We start from the raw sequence: 16047 nt of genomic DNA, 5'->3' as shown, positions 1-16047 counted from the left end.
GCGAAATCGGCGGTGCCGCCCGGCTCAGTTGCGCAAGCGGACCAGGGCGATGGGGCACTCGCTGCCGTGCAGCAGCGCGTGACCGGTCGAGCCGAGCGCCATACCGGGGTAGCCACGGGTCCCGTGACTTCCGACCACCAGCAGTTGCGCGCCGGCGGCGGCATCGAGCAGAACTCGGGCTGGACGTCCTTCCTTCACAACGGATTTCACCTCGACGCCCGGGTAGTCCCGGGTATTGCGATCGAGCATGCGCGTGAGCAGCTGGACCGCGTCGTCGTAGGAGCGGGTGTCGCTGTCCCCGGACACCTCCCACGCCTGGACCGCGATCAGCGGCACGCCGCGCCGGGAGGCCTCGTCGAAGGCGATCTCGAGCGCGCGGACGCTGTGCGGCGACCCGTCCACGCCGGCCACCACGGGCCGGTCCCACAGCCCGTCCGTCGCACCGGGAACCACCACCACCGGCCCCTGCGCATGCCGCGCCACACCGGTGCTGACCGAGCCGAGCAGGCTGCGGTGATAGGCGCTCATCCCGCGCACGCCGACCACCACGTAGTAGGCGGTGGCGGCGAGCTCCGCCAGCACCATGACGGCCGGGACATCGACGAGGAAGGTGCGGATATCGCGAATCTCGCGGTCCCCGGCGGCTTTCCGCGCGATCTCGGCCGCGGCGTCGAGGGCGGCCTGGGCGGTGTCGCGCAGCCGATCGTGCAGCAGCCGGACCGGGCTCTCGTCCAGGGGCGATTCGCCGCCCGCGGGCACCGCGAACACCAGGTGCAGAGCCGCGCCGCGCAGGGCCGCGTCCACGGCGGCCCAGCGCACGGCGTGCAGGGCGGACTCGGAGGCGTCGACACCGACCACGATCGGCCGGTCGAGACTGTAGACAGGCACCGCGTTCGGTCTCCCTCCGGGTGGAAAGAACCTTCCGCGGGCGATCCTACGAGCCGACCGGACGGTCTCCGGGTCGACTCGCCGTGGGCAGTCCGACGATGAACAGGGGCTGATCCGGGTACATCTGGGTGGACTGATCTCGCAGGATCTGCCACAGCAGCGCATACGGTTCACCGGTCTCGGCATCGCGCAGGCGCATGACCGTCGGCGCCCCGGTGAGGCTGTAGCGCTCCTCGGTCCACAGGCGCCGGAAGATTTCGAAGCGGCCGAACTCGGTCAGCAGCCGGGCATCGTCGGCGGCCTCGCCGACGATGGCCATCACGCCGCGCAGCGTGGCGATCGCACGCCGCAGATCGGACTCCCAGGCCGGCAGCACCGCACGCGCGGACGGATTGGTGAGCATCCACCGCAGATAGTTGCCGTCCTCGCCGACGCCCGGGAAGGTACGCAGATGAGCGGTATTGGCGGCCAGCACATTCAGATACCGGTCCAGGTAGGCCGCGGGGTGCGGGAGGTGGGCGGCGAGAATGCCCGAGACGTCCGCGGCGATCGGGCCGCGGGCGGCGGCCGGGTGCTGCGGCAGGGCGGCCAGTTCGAACAGATGCCGGTATTCGACCGGGGTCACCGGGCCGACCTTGTGCAGATAGCGCACCATGGCCGTCAGCACCTGCTCGGTCGGGTGGTCGCGATCGCCGCGTTCCAAGCGCGTGATGTAGCTGGCGCTGACACCCGAGCCGAAGGCCAGCCGCTCACGCGAGACGCCGCGTCGTTCCCGCAGCCGCCGCAGCGTACTGCCGAAGCTCGGCGGTTCCACCCGCCCGAACACCGACCCCGAGTCGCCGAACGTTCCGTCACTCATATCCCGCCCCGGAAAACACTCCACCCGCCTGGATGGACCTCGATCAGTGGCTACTGCCTAGCAGCCTGCTCCCCTGTCGGCAAATCGAGAATCCGGAACAAATAGGGGCAGAGCAGCGAATTACCGGGTATCGGGACCGGCTCACTCGCCGCCCGCGGGCGCAGCGACGGCCGCCGGGGCGGCGGGAACGTCTCGGCGCGAACGATATTCGCCACGCCAGCGCAGGAACCCGAGCACCACGAGCAGGAAGAACAGTCCGTAGACCGCGCCCGAGGCGTACAGGCCGGATTTCATCGCGAGCGGCACACCGACCAGATCGACGAGCATCCAGATGATCCAGAAGTCGGTCAGGGCCCGGCTCTGCGCGAAGGTCGCGATGGCGCTGCCGACGAAGACATAGGCATTGGCCCACGGGGACCACGCGATGTGCAGCCAGCCGAGGTGGGCGAACGCCTCGGCCACCGCGACCGTGCCGACCGCCAGCAGGGCCAGCAGCGTCAGGCGTTCGCGGCGGGTGGCGGGCCGGACCATCAGATCCCGGTGCTCGGAGGTGCCGCGCCGCCAGGCCAGCCAGCCGTAGCCCGCGAGCCCGATGAACAACAACTGCTTGAGCGCATTGCCGGGCACGTGGGCGTGCACCGACGCCGCCAGCAGCAGAACCGCACCGGCCAGCTGCACGGGCCACGTCCACATGGTCTTGCGCATGGCCAGCCACACCACCGCGAGGGACAACAGATTGCCGACGGCGTCGGTCCACAGGATGTGTTCACCGAACAGGTCGAATCCGGCGTTCACCGGGCCTCCTCCGCTGCCTGCCGAGCACAGCTGCCGGATCCGGGTCCCGGGCGTGCGTTCTGTCGTCGTGCGGAACCACCGTGCCACAGCCCGATATTCCCCCCACCGCCCCTCCCCGATCGGCGACCGGCGCGGCACAGGTATGGACCGCCGGCATTGATGCCGATCGCCCCGGAACGGTACGGGTCCCGCGTCGAAAAGGCGCGCGGTGTGCGGCGGATCTACGAGGCTCCAGCCGATCAGGATGACCAGATCGATCGCTGACAGGACATTCGACAATGCGAATTGCAGCGAGATGATGGATCCGTGGTGGATTCCGGCCGACTTCGCGCGGCGGAATGACCTTGTGCGCCCGCGTGAGTACGTTGGCGAATATGCGCACCGAAGGTGATTCCTGGGATATCAAGACCAGTGTTGGATCCACGGCATTGTTCGTGGCGGCCGCCCGGGTGCTGGGTGGCCGCGCGATCGATGCGCCGGCGCACGATGAGTTCGCCGAGCTGTTCGTGCGGGCCGCGGGCGGGGAATGGGCCGAGCTGCTGGCGGGCCGGCTGCCCGAACACCCGCTGCTGGCACCCGAGTTCGGGGTGCAGTTCCAGCAGCATCAGATCTCTCGCACCCGATATTTCGACGACTACATGGCCGCCGCCTCCTATGCGGGCGTGCGTCAGGTGGTGATTCTGGCGGCCGGCCTGGACTCGCGCGCCTACCGGCTGGCGTGGCCGGACGGCACCGTGATCTACGAGCTCGACCGTCCGCAGGTGCTCGACTTCAAACGGGACACGCTCGCCGCGGCCGGGCACCGGCCCCGCGCCGAGCGGCACGAGGTGGCGGTCGATCTGCGCGAAGACTGGCCGAAGGCCCTGCGCGACAGCGGATTCGATCCCGCCGCGCCGACCGCGTGGCTGGTGGAGGGCCTGCTGATCTATCTGACGCCGGCTGCGCAGGACCAGCTCTTCGATGCCATCGTGGGGCTCAGCGCGCACGGCAGCCGGGTCGCCATCGAGCAGATGGATCCGCTGCCCGCGGAGTCGGTCGCCGAGATGACCGGGGAGGGCGAGACCGGCTCGGACTGGGTGGACATGATCTACAACGAGCCCCGCAGCGACGCCATCGAATGGTTCACCGCCCACGGCTGGACCGGTGAGCGCGTCAATCTCACCGACTACATTCACGACCTCGGCGGCACTCCGCCCGACAATCCGCGACAGCAGTCGCTGATCAATCTGGTCACGGTCATCCGGCCCTGACCCGGCCCGGCCCGGATCTCGCGCGGTCCTGGTGTCACAGCGGCACGCTGTCCAGGGCCGCGCGCATTTCCGCGAGCACCAGCGGAAGTTCTTCCGGGGCAGGCGATCCCAGCGCGATGCGCAGCCCGTGCGGCACGTGCGCAGTGGTGGCGAACGCCTCGGCGGTGCAGACGCGAATGCCGCGCCGGGACAGTTCGGCGGCGATCCGGTCCATGCGCTGGTCCGGATCGATGGGCAGCCACGCGAAGAACGAGCGCGGGTGGGCGATCGGATTCCGATCGCCGAGCTCCCGGTGCAGGATGCGCTGATGCTCCTGCGCGGCAACGCGGCTCGCCTGTTCGAGAGTGTCGACGGTGCCATCGGCGAGCCAGCGGGTGGCCAGGGCGCTGGTCAGCCCGGGCGGACCGGCCATGGTGGCGCGCAGGGTGCGGGCCAAAGCCGGCGCGGCCACGGCCGGGTGGACCAGCATGCCGAAACGCAGTCCGGCCGCGACGCTCTTGGACAGGCTCGACACCCAGAAGGTGCGCTCCGGGGCGATGGCCGCCAGCGGCGGCGGGGCCGGATCGGCGAGAAAGGCGTAGGCGGCGTCCTCGATCAGGAACAGATCATGCCGGCGCGCAACGGAAACGAGCGCTCGCCGCCGGTCGCTGTCGATCACCCAGCCGAGCGGATTGTGCAGGGTCGGCATCGTATAGACCGCGCGCACCGGCCTTTTCGCACACAACCGCGCCAGGGCGTCGGGATCCGGGCCGTTCCCGGCCGCCGGAACCGGCACGAGTGTGAGCCCGTGCGCCTGGGCCAGCAGCTTGAATCCGGGGTAGGTGAGTTCGTCCACGGCGATCACATCGCCGGGTGAGAACATCGCTCGCACAATCAGATCCAGCCCGTGCTGCGCCCCGGCGGTCAGCACCACCCGCGCCGGATCGACCTCGATCCCCCGCCGCCCGAGGAACCCGGCGACTGTCGCGCGATCGTGCGGCCGCCCGCCCGGCGGCTGCTGCCGCAGCAGGGCGTCCAGATCGCCGGAGGCTGCCAGCTCACGTAAACCCGTGCGCAGCAATTCCTCTCGACGCGGCGACAGCGGCTGGGTGAAGGCCAGATCCGCCCACACCGTCTCCGCGCCCGGCCCGTACGCGGCCGCGGCCAGCCGCACCGACCGATCCCGCACGAAGCTCCCCCGCCCCGGTTCGCCGACCACCAGCCCCGCCCGCTTCAGTTCCGCGAACACCCGGGTCGCGGTGGCCACCGCGATACCGTGCTCGGCGGCCAGCTGCCGATGCGTCGGCAGTCGCTGTCCCGGCGCCCAGCGCCCGTCCCGGATCTGCCCGGCGAGGGCGGTGGCGACATCGGAGTAGGTCCGCATCATCCGACTGTACCTAGGACAATTTCTTGATCGTCCTGACCCGGCGTCCTACCGTCCGTTCCCATGACGATCGCGACCACCGAAGTGCCCGTCCTGGACTACCTGCGCGCACAGCTCGACGGCACCGGGACCGACGGCCTGACCTGCCAATTCCATTACCCCACCGCCATTTCCCGCACCCTGGGCATCCGGCTGGTGGCCATCGACCCCGGCCGCGCCACCGTCGAGATGGACACCGATCCCGCCCGGCACGGCAACCAGCAGGGCACCGTCCACGGCGGCCTGCTCACCGAACTGGCCGATGCCGCCATCGGCACCGCCCACTCCACCGTCGTGGGTCCCGGCGAAACGTTCACCAGCATCGATCTCCGCGCGGTCTTCCTCCGCCCGGTATGGCAGGACACGCTGCGCGCCACCGCCTTCCCTACCCACTCCGGCCGCACCATCACCCACTACCAGTGCGATATCACCCGCGCGGACGGCAAGCCGGTCGCCACGGTGACCAGCATCGTCACCACCCTGCGAGGCGAACGCTCCCATGGCCGCTGAGTATCGGAACAGCTTCCTAACGTGGTCGCCGGGACGAGCTGACGAACCCTACGCAACGTCGGTCCGTCGCCGAATCGACCGCGAGACGGAGGAACAATCCGATGGCACAGATCCTGTTCGTCATGACCGGCGTCGACCACTGGACGCTCGCCGACGGCAGGTCACCGTTCGCCGGATACTGGGTGGCGGCGTTCACCAATGCCGAAGAGAGGCCGGATTCGCCGACAACGCCACCTGGCTCCTCCAGGACCGCCTCATCGCCCTGGGCGTCGACTACCGCGAAGCCGACCCCTTCGCCCCGCACATCCAGGTGCACCGCAACCTCTACACCGGCCAGAACCCCGCCTCCTCGGTCCCGCTGGCCGCGGAACTGTTGAAGGCGTTCTGACCGAATTTCGGATCCCCGGACCGCCGGCCTTACCGAACCGTGTCACGGTAGCGCTGTGCCAGCATGGGCGGGAAGGCGAGGTCGGCGTCCATGATGCGAATCGACAAGGCCGAGGACAGTTTTCGCAGGCGGTCGCAGCCGTCCGGTCCTATCGCCTCGTAGGGGTGGGTCGATAGTTCGTCGGTGCGGGTCTCGATCGCTGCGCGGCGCGCGGCGCCGTGGGTGCTCAGGGTGAGGTCGCGGTCGGTCAGCCAGTTGCGGTCGCGCAGTGCGGCCACTCCCCGGGCCCAGTCCTGCTCGGTCCAGGATCGGCTGATGCGCAGGACTTCCGGCGGGATCTCGCCGGTGGCGGCGTGGGTGATGAGGGCTTCGAGGCCGCTGAGGCCCTCGGTCAGGAGGAGGGCGACGTGGCCGTCGCCGCGGAATTCGCGCAGCAGGGTTTGCGCGTGCCAGAGCACGAGATGCGGTTCGGCCGGCCACGGGAGGGCCGCGTGTGCCGCGAACAGGGGACGTCCGGGTGCGCGTTCGCAGGCGCGTTCAGCCGCCTGCCGCGCCAGGGTGGCGGCCTCGCGTACTTCCGGCCCATCGACGTCCACGCCCCAGGCCTGCCGCAGTGAGTGGTCGGCGGCTGCCAGCCGGGCATGGAGAATGTCGGTGGGAGCGGCGATGTTCCATGCGGCGGGCAGGACCGCGCGGACCGCCGCGGGATTGAAATTGAAGAAGGTCGCGATGGTGACCTCGGCCGGCACCGGCCCGAACGCGGCCGAGCGGGACGCGAAATACATCATGCGCGGATCGGTGATGCCCAGCTCCCGATACACCTGCGGCCCGTGCGGGCTGAAGTAGATCATGCCGTGCACCGGTTCCAGGGCGCGGTAGGTCAGACGGGCGGTGGCGGGGGAAAGCGTGCTCACGAGGTCGCTCCCATGTCTCATTGCGTGGAGGACGCCGGACCCGGCCGTCGCCGTGCGGCACTCGCAGCGAGACGACCGGATGTGACGTGCGTCATCACATGCTTACCCGAATCCGATGTCGGCTTCAAGGGTGGAGAGACGCGGGTGAATAGCAGAAATTGCCATGTGGCGCAGGCTATTTGCGTGCGCCGACGATCCGCAGCGCGAGATCCACGTAGTAGTCGCCGATCTCCTCGGGCGACAGCGGCCCGCCCTCCCGGTACCAGCGCGCGAGGTCGATGCCCAGCGAGAGCAGCGCCACCGCCGCCATGCGCGGATTCGGGTTGTCGAACACGCCCGCGTCGACCCCGCGCTCGATCAACTGCCGCATCTCGGTATCGATGACGTGGCGGATCTCTTTGATCTCGCGTTGATGCTCGGGGCTCAACGCGGCGAGTTCGTAGTTGATGACCCGGGCCACGGTGTGCGCGCGGGCGTGGTGAATCGCGAATTGCCGCATGACCGCGACCAACTGCTCGACCGGGTCGTCCGAGGCGGCCACCGCCTCCCGCATCCGCTCGAGCGTGTCCAGGTGCCCGGTGTGCGAAACCTGGTAGAGCAGCTCTTCCTTGGAGCGGTGGTGGACGTAGATGGCCGCCGTGCTCAGTCCCGCGATCGAGGTGATGTCGCGCGTGGTGGCGCCGTGGAAGCCGCGCTCGGCGAAAGCGGCGACCGCGGCGTCCAGTAGTCGGGCCCGCGTCTCGTCCGCGCGCGAGCGATCCTCTGATTCGGTCACCTGGACAGTCTTACATCAGAGCGCTAGCACCAGTTTTCCGGTGTTGCCGCCGGTGAACAGCAGATTCAGCGTCTCGCCGAAATGCTCCACCCCACCCTGCACGACATGCTCCCGGCTCTTGATCCTGCCCTCGGTCAGCCACTTCGCGATGTCCGCCACCGCCTCGCCGTAGCGGTCGGCGTAGTCGAAGACCACGAAGCCGGTCATGGACGCCCGGAACACCAGCAGCGACATGTAGCGCGACGGCCCGGGCCGCAGCTGGTCGTCGTTGTAGGCCGCGATCGCCCCGCACAGCACGATGCGGGCCCCACGGCGCAGATTGGCCAGCGCCGCATCGAGAATCTCACCGCCGACATTGTCGAAGTAGATGTCGATGCCCTTCGGCGCGAGCTCCCGCAGCCGCTGCAGCACGTCCTCACCGCGGTAGTCGATCGCGGCGTCGAAACCGAACTCCTCGGTGAGCAGCCGGCACTTCTCCGCCCCGCCGGCGATCCCGATGACGGTGGCGCCCTTGGCCTTCGCGATCTGGCCGACGACGCTCCCGACCGCGCCCGCCGCCGCCGAGACCACCACGGTCTCACCGGCTTTCAGCTTCCCGACCTCCAGGAGCCCGAAATATGCTGTCATGCCGGGCATTCCGAGCGCGCCCAGCCAGGTCGGCCCGGGCGCGACGCCCAGGTCGACATGCTGCACGCCGCGGCCGTCGCTGATCGCGTACTCGGTCACCCCGAAGGTGCCGCTCACGGTGTCGCCGACGGCGAAATCGGGGTGGGTGGATTCGACGACGGTCGCGATGTCCAGCGACCGCATCACTTCGTCCAGCCCGACCGGCGGGAGGTAGGAGCGCACGTCGTTGAGCCAGCCGCGCATGGCCGGATCGAGCGAGATGAAGTCGATCTTCACCAGGATCTGCCCCGCGCCGAGCGGGGGCAGTTCCTCGGTGGTCACCTTCCAGGTGCCCACGCCGGGCAGTCCGGTGGGGCGCTGGGCCAGCCGTACCTGCTGTGTCTTCGTCATGGTGGCCTCCTCAGATCGCGCCCTGGTCGGGGTCGCCGGCGGGCAGCGGTTCGAAGACCTGCACGTCCGGCGGTGCCGCGAGGGCGTTGGCCAGGGCCGTGCCGACTTCGCGCAGAGCCGCGCCCTGGCCGTGCTCGCGCAGCGCGTCCCGGGACGCCCACTTCTCGATCATGACGAACTGCCCGGGGTTCTTGGCATGCCGGTGCAGCGCGTAGCGCAGGCAGCCGGGCTCGGCGTGCACGGCCGGAGCGGCCGCGCGCAGGGTCTGCTCGACCAGGTCTTCCTGGCCGGGCTTGGCGATCATGGTCGCGACGACGACGCAGGGATCGGCCATGGGATCCTCCTCGGAGAATGGATGGTGTCGAAACTCGTTGCGGTCAGCCGCGTTTGCCCCACTCGGGGTCGCGGCGGCGCAGTTCCCACTGCGCGATGGAACGCTTGTGCACCTCGTCCGGTCCATCGGCCAGGCGCAGGGTGCGCAGGTGCGCGTACATGCTGGCGAGCGGGAAGTCGTCGGAGACGCCACCGCCGCCGTGTACCTGGATGGCGCGGTCCACGACCTTCAGCGCCACATTGGGCGCCGCCACCTTGATCGCCGCGATCTCGGTGCGCGCGGCCTTGTTGCCGACGGTGTCCATCAGGTGCGCGGCCTTGAGCGTCAGCAGGCGGGCCATATCGATCTCGATGCGGGACTCGGCGATCCAGTCCTGGATATTGGCCCGATTCGCCACCGGCTCACCGAAGGTCACGCGCGACTGCGCACGGTCGATCATCAGATCGAGGGCCCGCTCGGCCATGCCGATGGCGCGCATGCAGTGGTGGATGCGGCCCGGACCCAGGCGGGCCTGGCTGATCATGAAACCGTCGCCCTCACCGGCGAGCAGCGCGGTCCTGGGCACCCGGACGTTCTCGAACAGCACCTCGGCGTGCCCCTCGCGGTCCTGGTAGCCGAAGACCGGCAGGCCGCGCTGCACGGTCACACCCGGGGCATCGATCGGGACCACCATCATCGACTGCTGGCGGTGCGTCGCGGCGCTGGTATCGGTCTTGCCCATGACGATGAGGACCTTGCAGTTCTTGTGCAAGGCGTTGGAGGTCCACCACTTCCGGCCGTTGAGCACGTAGTCGTCGCCGTCGCGGTCCATGCGCAGCTGGATATTGGTGGCGTCGGAGCTCGCGACCGCGGGCTCGGTCATGGCGAACGCGGACCGGATCTCACCGTCCAGCAGCGGGCGCAGCCACTGCTCCTTGTGCTCGGGCGTGCCGAAGAGGGTGAGCACCTCCATGTTCCCGGTGTCGGGGGCCGCACAGTTGGTGGCCTCCGGCGCGAGATGCGCACTGCGGCCCATGATTTCGGCCAGCGGCGCGTATTCCAGATTGGTCAGGCCCGGGCCCCACTCCGGATGCGGGTGGAAGAGGTTCCACAGCCCCCGCTTCTTGGCCTCGGTCTTGAGCTCCTCGACGATCGGCGGCTGGAAGTGCGGGTCCCCGGACTCCGCCATCTGCTCCTCGTACACCGCCTCGGCCGGGTAGACGTGCTCGTCCATGAAGGCGAGTAGATCGTCCCGGTAGCGCTGGGCCCGATCGGTCATGTCGAACATGCTCACTCCTCGAAATAGTCTGTGCCGCGCAGGCGAAACTATACTTGAACCCGGATTCAACTTCGTTTTCCGGTGGCCGAGCCGAGGTCGGCCAGTTCGGCCAGCACCGCGCGGTGCCGGCCGGGACTGCCGAGCCCGAGCTGATCGGCCTTGGCGCGCTTGAGATACAGATGCACCGGATACTCCCACGTCATGCCGATGCCGCCGTGTAATTGGAGCGCTTCTTCGGCGGATGTCACCGCGACGTCCGCGCAGTAGGCCGCGGCGACCGCGGTGCCCACGGCCGCGTCGGGATCGCCCGCCGCGATCGCGCCCGCCGCATAGCGGGCACTGGCGGCCGCCGCCTCGACCTCCACGAACAGGTCGGCGAGACGGTGTTTGAGCGCCTGGAATCCGCCCACCACGCGGCCGAATTGGCGGCGCATCTTCAGATAGCCGACGGTGGTCTCGAGGCACCACGCCGCGATACCGGCCTGCTCCGAGGCCAGCAGCGCCGCGCCGGTCTCCAGCGCCGTTCGCAGCGCGGCCGCTCCCGCCTCGGCCGGGACCACGAGGTGCCCGGGCGCGGCGTCGACCACGACATCGGCCAGCGGCCGGGTCATATCGAGCGAGACCACCGGCATCACCGTGGCCGCAGCCACCGGCACGGCATGAATCTCGGTGCCGGACGTGGTTTCGACCGCGGCCAGCAGCACATCGGCGTCCAGGACGCCCGCGACGCTGGTCACGCTGCCGGACACGCGGCCGTCGGCATCCTTCCGGAAGGACGGGACCGCGTCCGGCGAAGCGGCGGTGAAGGGCGCGAGCAGCGCGACCGTCACCGCACCGTCGGCGAGCTGCCCGACCAGGTCGGAATCACCGGCGAGCAGCACGGTGGCGGCGATGACACTGCTGGTGAGAAACGGTACGGGCGCGACGGACCGCCCCAGTTCCTCCAGCACCACCGCCGCGTCGCGAGCGGAGCCGCCCGCGCCGCCACGCTCCTCGGGGACGAGCAGTCCGGCCAGCCCCAGGTCCCGGGCCAGCGCTTTCCACAATCCCGGCGTCAGCGACCGATCGCCCGCATAGGCCCGCGCAACGGCCGCCGGATCACAGTGGGCCGCAAGCAGATCGCGCACCGCGTGCCGCAGCGCCGCTTCGGTGTCGGTATCGAGCAGCAGGATGTCGTCGCTCATCGGGCCAGGTCCTTCCAGGCGGTGTCCTTGTCCCCGCGCGCCTCGGCGGGCAGGCCGAGGACCCGTTCGGCGACGATATTGCGCAGGATCTCGGACGTGCCGCCCTCGATCGAATTGCCCTTGGCGCGCAGGTAGCGGTAGCCGGGCCCGCGGCCGGCGAAGTCGACGCGGTCGGGCCGGACCATGGTCCAGTCGTCGTAGCGCAGGCCGTCCTCGCCGAGGATCTCCAGTTCGAGACCGGTCAGCCGCTGGTTGGACCGCGCGAAAGCCAGTTTGAGCGCGGAACTTTCGGGCCCCGGCTGACCGGCGGAGGTCCGCTGCCGCATGCGGGCGGCGGCCAGCCGCCCGGCTTCGGCCTCGACCCACAGCCGCAGCAGCCGATCGTGCAGTTCCGGCGTGTGCCTGTCCGGATTCTCCCGCCAGGTGCGGGCGACCGCGGCGAGCACCCCGCTCTCCCGCGGCACCGCGCGTCCGCCGATGGCCGCCCGCTCGTTGTTGAGGGTGGTGGTGGCGACGCGCCAGCCCTCCCCCACCCCGCCGAGGCGCTGGGTGTCGGGGATGCGGACGTCGGTGAGGAAGACCTCGTTGAACTCGGCCTCGCCGGTGATCTGGCGCAGCGGCCGCACCTCGACGCCGGGATGGCGCATATCGCAGAGGAAGAAGGACAGGCCCGCGTGCTTGGGACGGTCCGGGTCGGTGCGCGCGAGCAGGATCGCCAGATCGGCCTTGTGGGCCACCGACGTCCACACCTTCTGCCCGTTGACGATCCAGTCCTCACCGTCGCGGACGGCCCGGGTGCCGACCGCCGCCAGGTCCGATCCGGCGCCCGGCTCACTGAACAGCTGGCACCAGATCTCCTCGCCGGTCCACAGCGGACGCAGGTAGCGCTGCCGCTGTTCCGGAGTGCCGTGGATGGCGATGGTGGGCGCCGCCATCCCGAGGCCGATGCCGTTGAGTTCGGCCTGATGACCCGGAGCGCCCGCCTGCTCGAACAGCTCGTCGACGAACAGCTGGAGGTCGCGGTCGGCGCCGCGGCCGCCCAGCCCGACGGGGAAGTACACCCAGGCCAGTCCGGCGTCGAAGCGGGCGCGGTGGAAGGTCACCGGGTCGGTGGTGGCCGGATCATGCTCGGCCAGCAGGGATTCCACCCGCCGGCGCAGGTCGTCGCGAACCGTATCGCTCATCGGTCCTGCTCCTTCGTCTCAGGGCACCAGCAGGGAGACGGCTTCGGCGACACAGGCCGGCTTGGCCGCGCCGTCGATCTCCACGGTGACCCGGCTGACCGCCTGGAACCCCATGCTCGCCGGCGTCAGCGACACCAGTTCCACTCCGGCACGCAGCCGCGAACCGACCGGGACCGGAGACGGGAAGCGAACCTTGTTGGCCCCGTAGTTGACTCCCATCGACAGCCCCTCGACGGTGTACACGCTCGCGGTGAGCATGGGCAGCAGCGACAGGGTGAGGAAACCGTGCGCGATGGTCGTCCCGAACGGACCGGCGGCGGCCCGCTCCGGATCGATGTGGATCCACTGGTGATCGCCGGTCGCGTCGGCGAACCGGTCGATCTGCTCCTGGGTCACGGTGTGCCAGTCGCTGTAGCCGAGATGAGTGCCGACTGCTTTCTCCAGTTCGGGCAGCCCCTGGAATACCCGCATTGTTCGCGTCCTTCCGTTCGATTCCGTTGCGCGGCTAGTTCTTCGGCCCGCCGGCCACGTAGATGACCTGTCCCGACACGAATCCCGCGCCCTCGCTGGCCAGGAACGACACCGTGTGCGCGATGTCCTCGGGCTTGCCGGAGCGGGCCACCGGGATGGTGGAGATGAGCGCCTGCCGGAAGTCGTCGAACGAGACGCCCATGCGCTCGGCGGTGGCCTGGGTCATCTCGGTTTCGATGAAGCCCGGCGCGACGGCATTGGCGGTGACGCCGAACTTGCCGAGTTCGAAGGCGAGGGTCTTGGTGAAGCCCTGCAATCCGGCCTTGGCGGCCGAGTAGTTGGCCTGGCCGCGATTGCCCAGCGCCGAGGTGCTGGACAGGCTGACGATGCGGCCGAAGCCCTGCTCGATCATGTGACGCTGGACCGCCCGCGTGCACAGGAACGCGCCGCGCAGGTGTACGCCCATGACCGCGTCCCAATCCGCGACGCTCATCTTGAACAGCAGGTTGTCGCGCAGGATGCCCGCATTGTTGACCAGCACGGTGGGCGCGCCCAATTCGGCGGCCACCCGATCCACGGCCGCGGTCACGGCCTGCTCGTCGGACACGTCCGCGCCGACGGCGAGGGCGCGGCCGCCGGCCGCCTCGATCTCCGCGACGACCGGTTTGCAGGCCTGCTCGTCGAGATCCAGGACGGCGACGGCCATTCCGTCGTCCGCCAGTCGCCGTGCGATCGCGGCGCCGATGCCCCGGGCCGCGCCGGTCACGACCGCTACCCGCGGTGTCTGCGTGCTCACGATGTTCTCCTCTGTGGTGCGATCAGGTCGGTGTCGATCAGGCCGAGGGCGTGCAGACCACGCGCCCGACGGTCTTGCCGTCGGCAAGGCGCTGGACGCCATCGGCGATGTCCGCCAAGTCGAGTCGTTCGCTGACCAGGGGGCGGATCGCGCCCGCGGTGGCCAGCCGGGTCAGCTCGCGGTGGCAGTCGGCGACCGCGGCCGGGTCGTAGGCGTTGTAGAGCCCCCAGTGCAGGCCGACGATCGAATAGTTCTTGACCAGTGCGTGATTCAGTGCGGCGCTCTGGATGTCGCCGCCCGCGAAGCCGACGACCAGGATGCGGCCCTCGAAGGCGATGCACTTGGTCGAGCGGGTGTAGGTGTCGCCGCCGACCGGGTCGTAGACGACGTCGGCGCCGCGATTGTCCGTGACCCGCTTGACGACCTCGACGAAATCCTCACTCCTGCGGTCGATCACGATGTCGGCGCCGAGCGCGCGGGCGTACTCGGCCTTCTCGGGCCCGCCCACCACGCCGATGACGCGGGCCCCGGCCGCCTTGCCGAGCTGGACGGCGGCACTGCCGACCCCGCCCGCGGCCGCGTGCACCAGTAGGGTCTCCCCCGCCTGCAGCGCGGCACGGCGATGCAGTCCGAACCATCCCGTCTGGTAACCGATGAACAGGGACGCGGCCTCCGCATCGTCCAAAGCGGTTGGCGCGGTGAAGGTCTGGGCCGCCTCCAGGACCGCGTACTCGGCGAAACCGCCGTACGGCAGCGAGCTGCCGCCGAGCACACGGTCACCGACCGCGATCCCGGTGACCTCGGCACCCGTGGCCACGACCTCCCCGCACAGCTCGACGCCGGGCGTGAACGGCAGCGGCGGCTTCACCTGGTACAGGCCGCGGCACATGAGCACGTCGGGAAAGTTCGCCGCCGCACCGGTGACCCGCACGACCACCTGACGTGGGCCGGGTTCGGGGCGCTCCACCGTGTCGAGCCGCATCACCTGTGCAGGCTCGCCCAGTTCGTGGACCCGCCAGGCCCGCATGTCCGCCACTCTAGACGCCCCCGGTCAGCGTGAGGCCGCCGTCCACCACGAGCAGCTGGCCGGTGAGCCAGGCGGCGTCCGCGGAGAGCAGGAAGGCGACCACGCTGCCGATGTCCTCGGGCACGCCCAGCCGCTTGAGCGGGTAGGCGGCGGCGATCTGCTCCTCGCGGCCCTCGTAGAGCGCGGTGGCGAACTTCGTCTTCACCACCGCCGGCGCGACGGCGTTGACGCGGATGTCCGGGCCGAGTTCGACCGCGAGCTCCTGGGTGATGTGGGCCAGCATCGCCTTGCTGGAACCGTAGAAACCGATGCCGGGCGCGGGCTTGAGCCCGGCGACCGAGGAGACGTTCACGACCGCGCCGCCATGGTCCTTCATCCACGCCCGATAGGCGTGCTGCACCCACGACAGCGCGGCAAGACAGTTGACCTCCACGATCTTTCGGGCCGCGTCGAGGTCGAGCTCCACCATCGGCCCGAACACCGGATTGATCCCGGTGTTGTTCACCAGCAGGTCGGCACTCCCGAAGGTCTCGACGGCCCGCTCGAGGGTCTCGGCCTGATGCGCGGAATCGTCGGCGCGCCCCGCCACGGCCAGCGCCTTCGACGGCCCGCCCAGCGCCGCGACGGCCTCGTCGAGCGCCTCCTGCTTGCGGGCGGTGATCACCACCTTGGCGCCCTCGTCCACCAGGCGCTGCGCGATACCGAGGCCGATACCCCGGCTGGCGCCGGTGACAATGGCGGTCTTGCCTTCGAATCTGTTCACGGACAGGTCCTTTCAGGTCGCCCGCGGCCACGGCGGTCCCGCGCCGCGCCCCGTGGCCGACCCCGAGCAGGGAACTTACTAAGCGCTTATTTTCTTCCGCCACCATGCGCCAAACTCCCGCCGCGGTCAATACCGCCGAGGGGGTCGAACTCGTGTGATACGGCACACAGTGCACTCGAAAGCCGAGGTCATGCACGAGAAAACGACACGAACTCGAACCCGGATTCAGATT

Annotated in this window: 18 protein-coding genes; 3 read left to right on the top strand and 15 right to left on the bottom strand. The window is 69.8% G+C overall.

Annotated elements, in window-relative coordinates:
- Positions 1–24: 24 nt before the first annotated feature.
- The 3 genes from ACWEQQ_RS39475 to pnuC form a co-directional block, all read right to left on the bottom strand.
- Positions 25–888, bottom strand: coding sequence for a universal stress protein (locus ACWEQQ_RS39475; protein ID WP_452351770.1), 864 nt, complete (start codon positions 886–888; stop codon positions 25–27).
- A 46-nt stretch (positions 889–934) separates the two neighbouring features.
- A complete protein-coding gene (locus ACWEQQ_RS39470; protein ID WP_452340258.1) occupies positions 935–1747 on the bottom strand; it encodes an MmyB family transcriptional regulator in 813 nt (270 codons plus the stop codon).
- Between the two features lie 141 nt (positions 1748–1888).
- Positions 1889–2542: a nicotinamide riboside transporter PnuC gene (pnuC, locus tag ACWEQQ_RS39465; protein ID WP_452340259.1), complete on the bottom strand. Its 654-nt coding sequence runs from the start codon at positions 2540–2542 to the stop codon at positions 1889–1891.
- Positions 2543–2916: 374 nt separating this feature from the next.
- Between pnuC and ACWEQQ_RS39460 the strand changes: the two genes are divergently transcribed.
- Positions 2917–3792, top strand: a complete 876-nt coding sequence (locus ACWEQQ_RS39460) for an SAM-dependent methyltransferase (protein WP_452340260.1) — start codon at positions 2917–2919, stop codon at positions 3790–3792.
- Between the two features lie 34 nt (positions 3793–3826).
- Here the strand turns inward: ACWEQQ_RS39460 and ACWEQQ_RS39455 are convergent, their stop codons facing one another.
- The gene (locus tag ACWEQQ_RS39455; RefSeq protein ID WP_452351769.1) at positions 3827–5155 is read right to left on the bottom strand and encodes an aminotransferase-like domain-containing protein; all 1329 of its coding nucleotides are present in this window, start codon (positions 5153–5155) and stop codon (positions 3827–3829) included.
- A 63-nt stretch (positions 5156–5218) separates the two neighbouring features.
- Here ACWEQQ_RS39455 and ACWEQQ_RS39450 point away from each other — a divergent pair, with 63 nt between their 5' ends.
- Both ACWEQQ_RS39450 and ACWEQQ_RS39445 read left to right on the top strand, forming a co-directional pair.
- Positions 5219–5704 (top strand): PaaI family thioesterase, encoded by a 486-nt coding sequence (locus ACWEQQ_RS39450; protein WP_354840086.1) that lies wholly within the window; start codon positions 5219–5221, stop codon positions 5702–5704.
- Positions 5694–6092, top strand: a complete 399-nt coding sequence (locus ACWEQQ_RS39445) for a hypothetical protein (protein WP_452351768.1) — start codon at positions 5694–5696, stop codon at positions 6090–6092. The genes ACWEQQ_RS39450 and ACWEQQ_RS39445 overlap by 11 nt, the downstream gene beginning before the upstream one ends.
- 29 nt (positions 6093–6121) lie before the next feature.
- Here the strand turns inward: ACWEQQ_RS39445 and ACWEQQ_RS39440 are convergent, their stop codons facing one another.
- The 11 genes from ACWEQQ_RS39440 to ACWEQQ_RS39390 form a co-directional block, all read right to left on the bottom strand.
- Positions 6122–7006: an SCO6745 family protein gene (locus ACWEQQ_RS39440; RefSeq protein ID WP_452351767.1), complete on the bottom strand. Its 885-nt coding sequence runs from the start codon at positions 7004–7006 to the stop codon at positions 6122–6124.
- Positions 7007–7181: 175 nt separating this feature from the next.
- The gene (locus tag ACWEQQ_RS39435) at positions 7182–7781 is read right to left on the bottom strand and encodes a TetR/AcrR family transcriptional regulator (RefSeq protein WP_364624609.1); all 600 of its coding nucleotides are present in this window, start codon (positions 7779–7781) and stop codon (positions 7182–7184) included.
- Between the two features lie 15 nt (positions 7782–7796).
- The gene (locus ACWEQQ_RS39430) at positions 7797–8798 is read right to left on the bottom strand and encodes an NADP-dependent oxidoreductase (RefSeq protein WP_379395337.1); all 1002 of its coding nucleotides are present in this window, start codon (positions 8796–8798) and stop codon (positions 7797–7799) included.
- A 10-nt stretch (positions 8799–8808) separates the two neighbouring features.
- The gene (locus tag ACWEQQ_RS39425) at positions 8809–9132 is read right to left on the bottom strand and encodes a putative quinol monooxygenase (protein WP_452340264.1); all 324 of its coding nucleotides are present in this window, start codon (positions 9130–9132) and stop codon (positions 8809–8811) included.
- Between the two features lie 43 nt (positions 9133–9175).
- Positions 9176–10405, bottom strand: coding sequence for an acyl-CoA dehydrogenase family protein (locus ACWEQQ_RS39420; protein ID WP_379395339.1), 1230 nt, complete (start codon positions 10403–10405; stop codon positions 9176–9178).
- Between the two features lie 50 nt (positions 10406–10455).
- Positions 10456–11574, bottom strand: coding sequence for an acyl-CoA dehydrogenase family protein (locus tag ACWEQQ_RS39415; protein WP_452351766.1), 1119 nt, complete (start codon positions 11572–11574; stop codon positions 10456–10458).
- Positions 11571–12758 (bottom strand): acyl-CoA dehydrogenase family protein, encoded by a 1188-nt coding sequence (locus ACWEQQ_RS39410; protein WP_452351765.1) that lies wholly within the window; start codon positions 12756–12758, stop codon positions 11571–11573. Before ACWEQQ_RS39410 ends, ACWEQQ_RS39415 begins: the two co-directional genes overlap by 4 nt.
- A gap of 18 nt (positions 12759–12776) precedes the next feature.
- On the bottom strand, positions 12777–13229 hold the full coding sequence (locus ACWEQQ_RS39405; protein WP_379385610.1) for a MaoC family dehydratase: 453 nt from the start codon (positions 13227–13229) through the stop codon (positions 12777–12779).
- A gap of 34 nt (positions 13230–13263) precedes the next feature.
- Positions 13264–14025 (bottom strand): 3-oxoacyl-ACP reductase FabG, encoded by a 762-nt coding sequence (fabG, locus tag ACWEQQ_RS39400; RefSeq protein ID WP_452351764.1) that lies wholly within the window; start codon positions 14023–14025, stop codon positions 13264–13266.
- A 37-nt stretch (positions 14026–14062) separates the two neighbouring features.
- Positions 14063–15052 (bottom strand): NADPH:quinone oxidoreductase family protein, encoded by a 990-nt coding sequence (locus ACWEQQ_RS39395; protein WP_452351763.1) that lies wholly within the window; start codon positions 15050–15052, stop codon positions 14063–14065.
- Between the two features lie 10 nt (positions 15053–15062).
- Positions 15063–15815, bottom strand: a complete 753-nt coding sequence (locus ACWEQQ_RS39390) for an SDR family oxidoreductase (protein ID WP_452351762.1) — start codon at positions 15813–15815, stop codon at positions 15063–15065.
- Positions 15816–16047 lie beyond the last annotated feature (232 nt).

Source organism: Nocardia sp. NPDC004123 (assembly GCF_053603795.1).
This window is presented reverse-complemented; position numbering and strand designations above follow the sequence as displayed.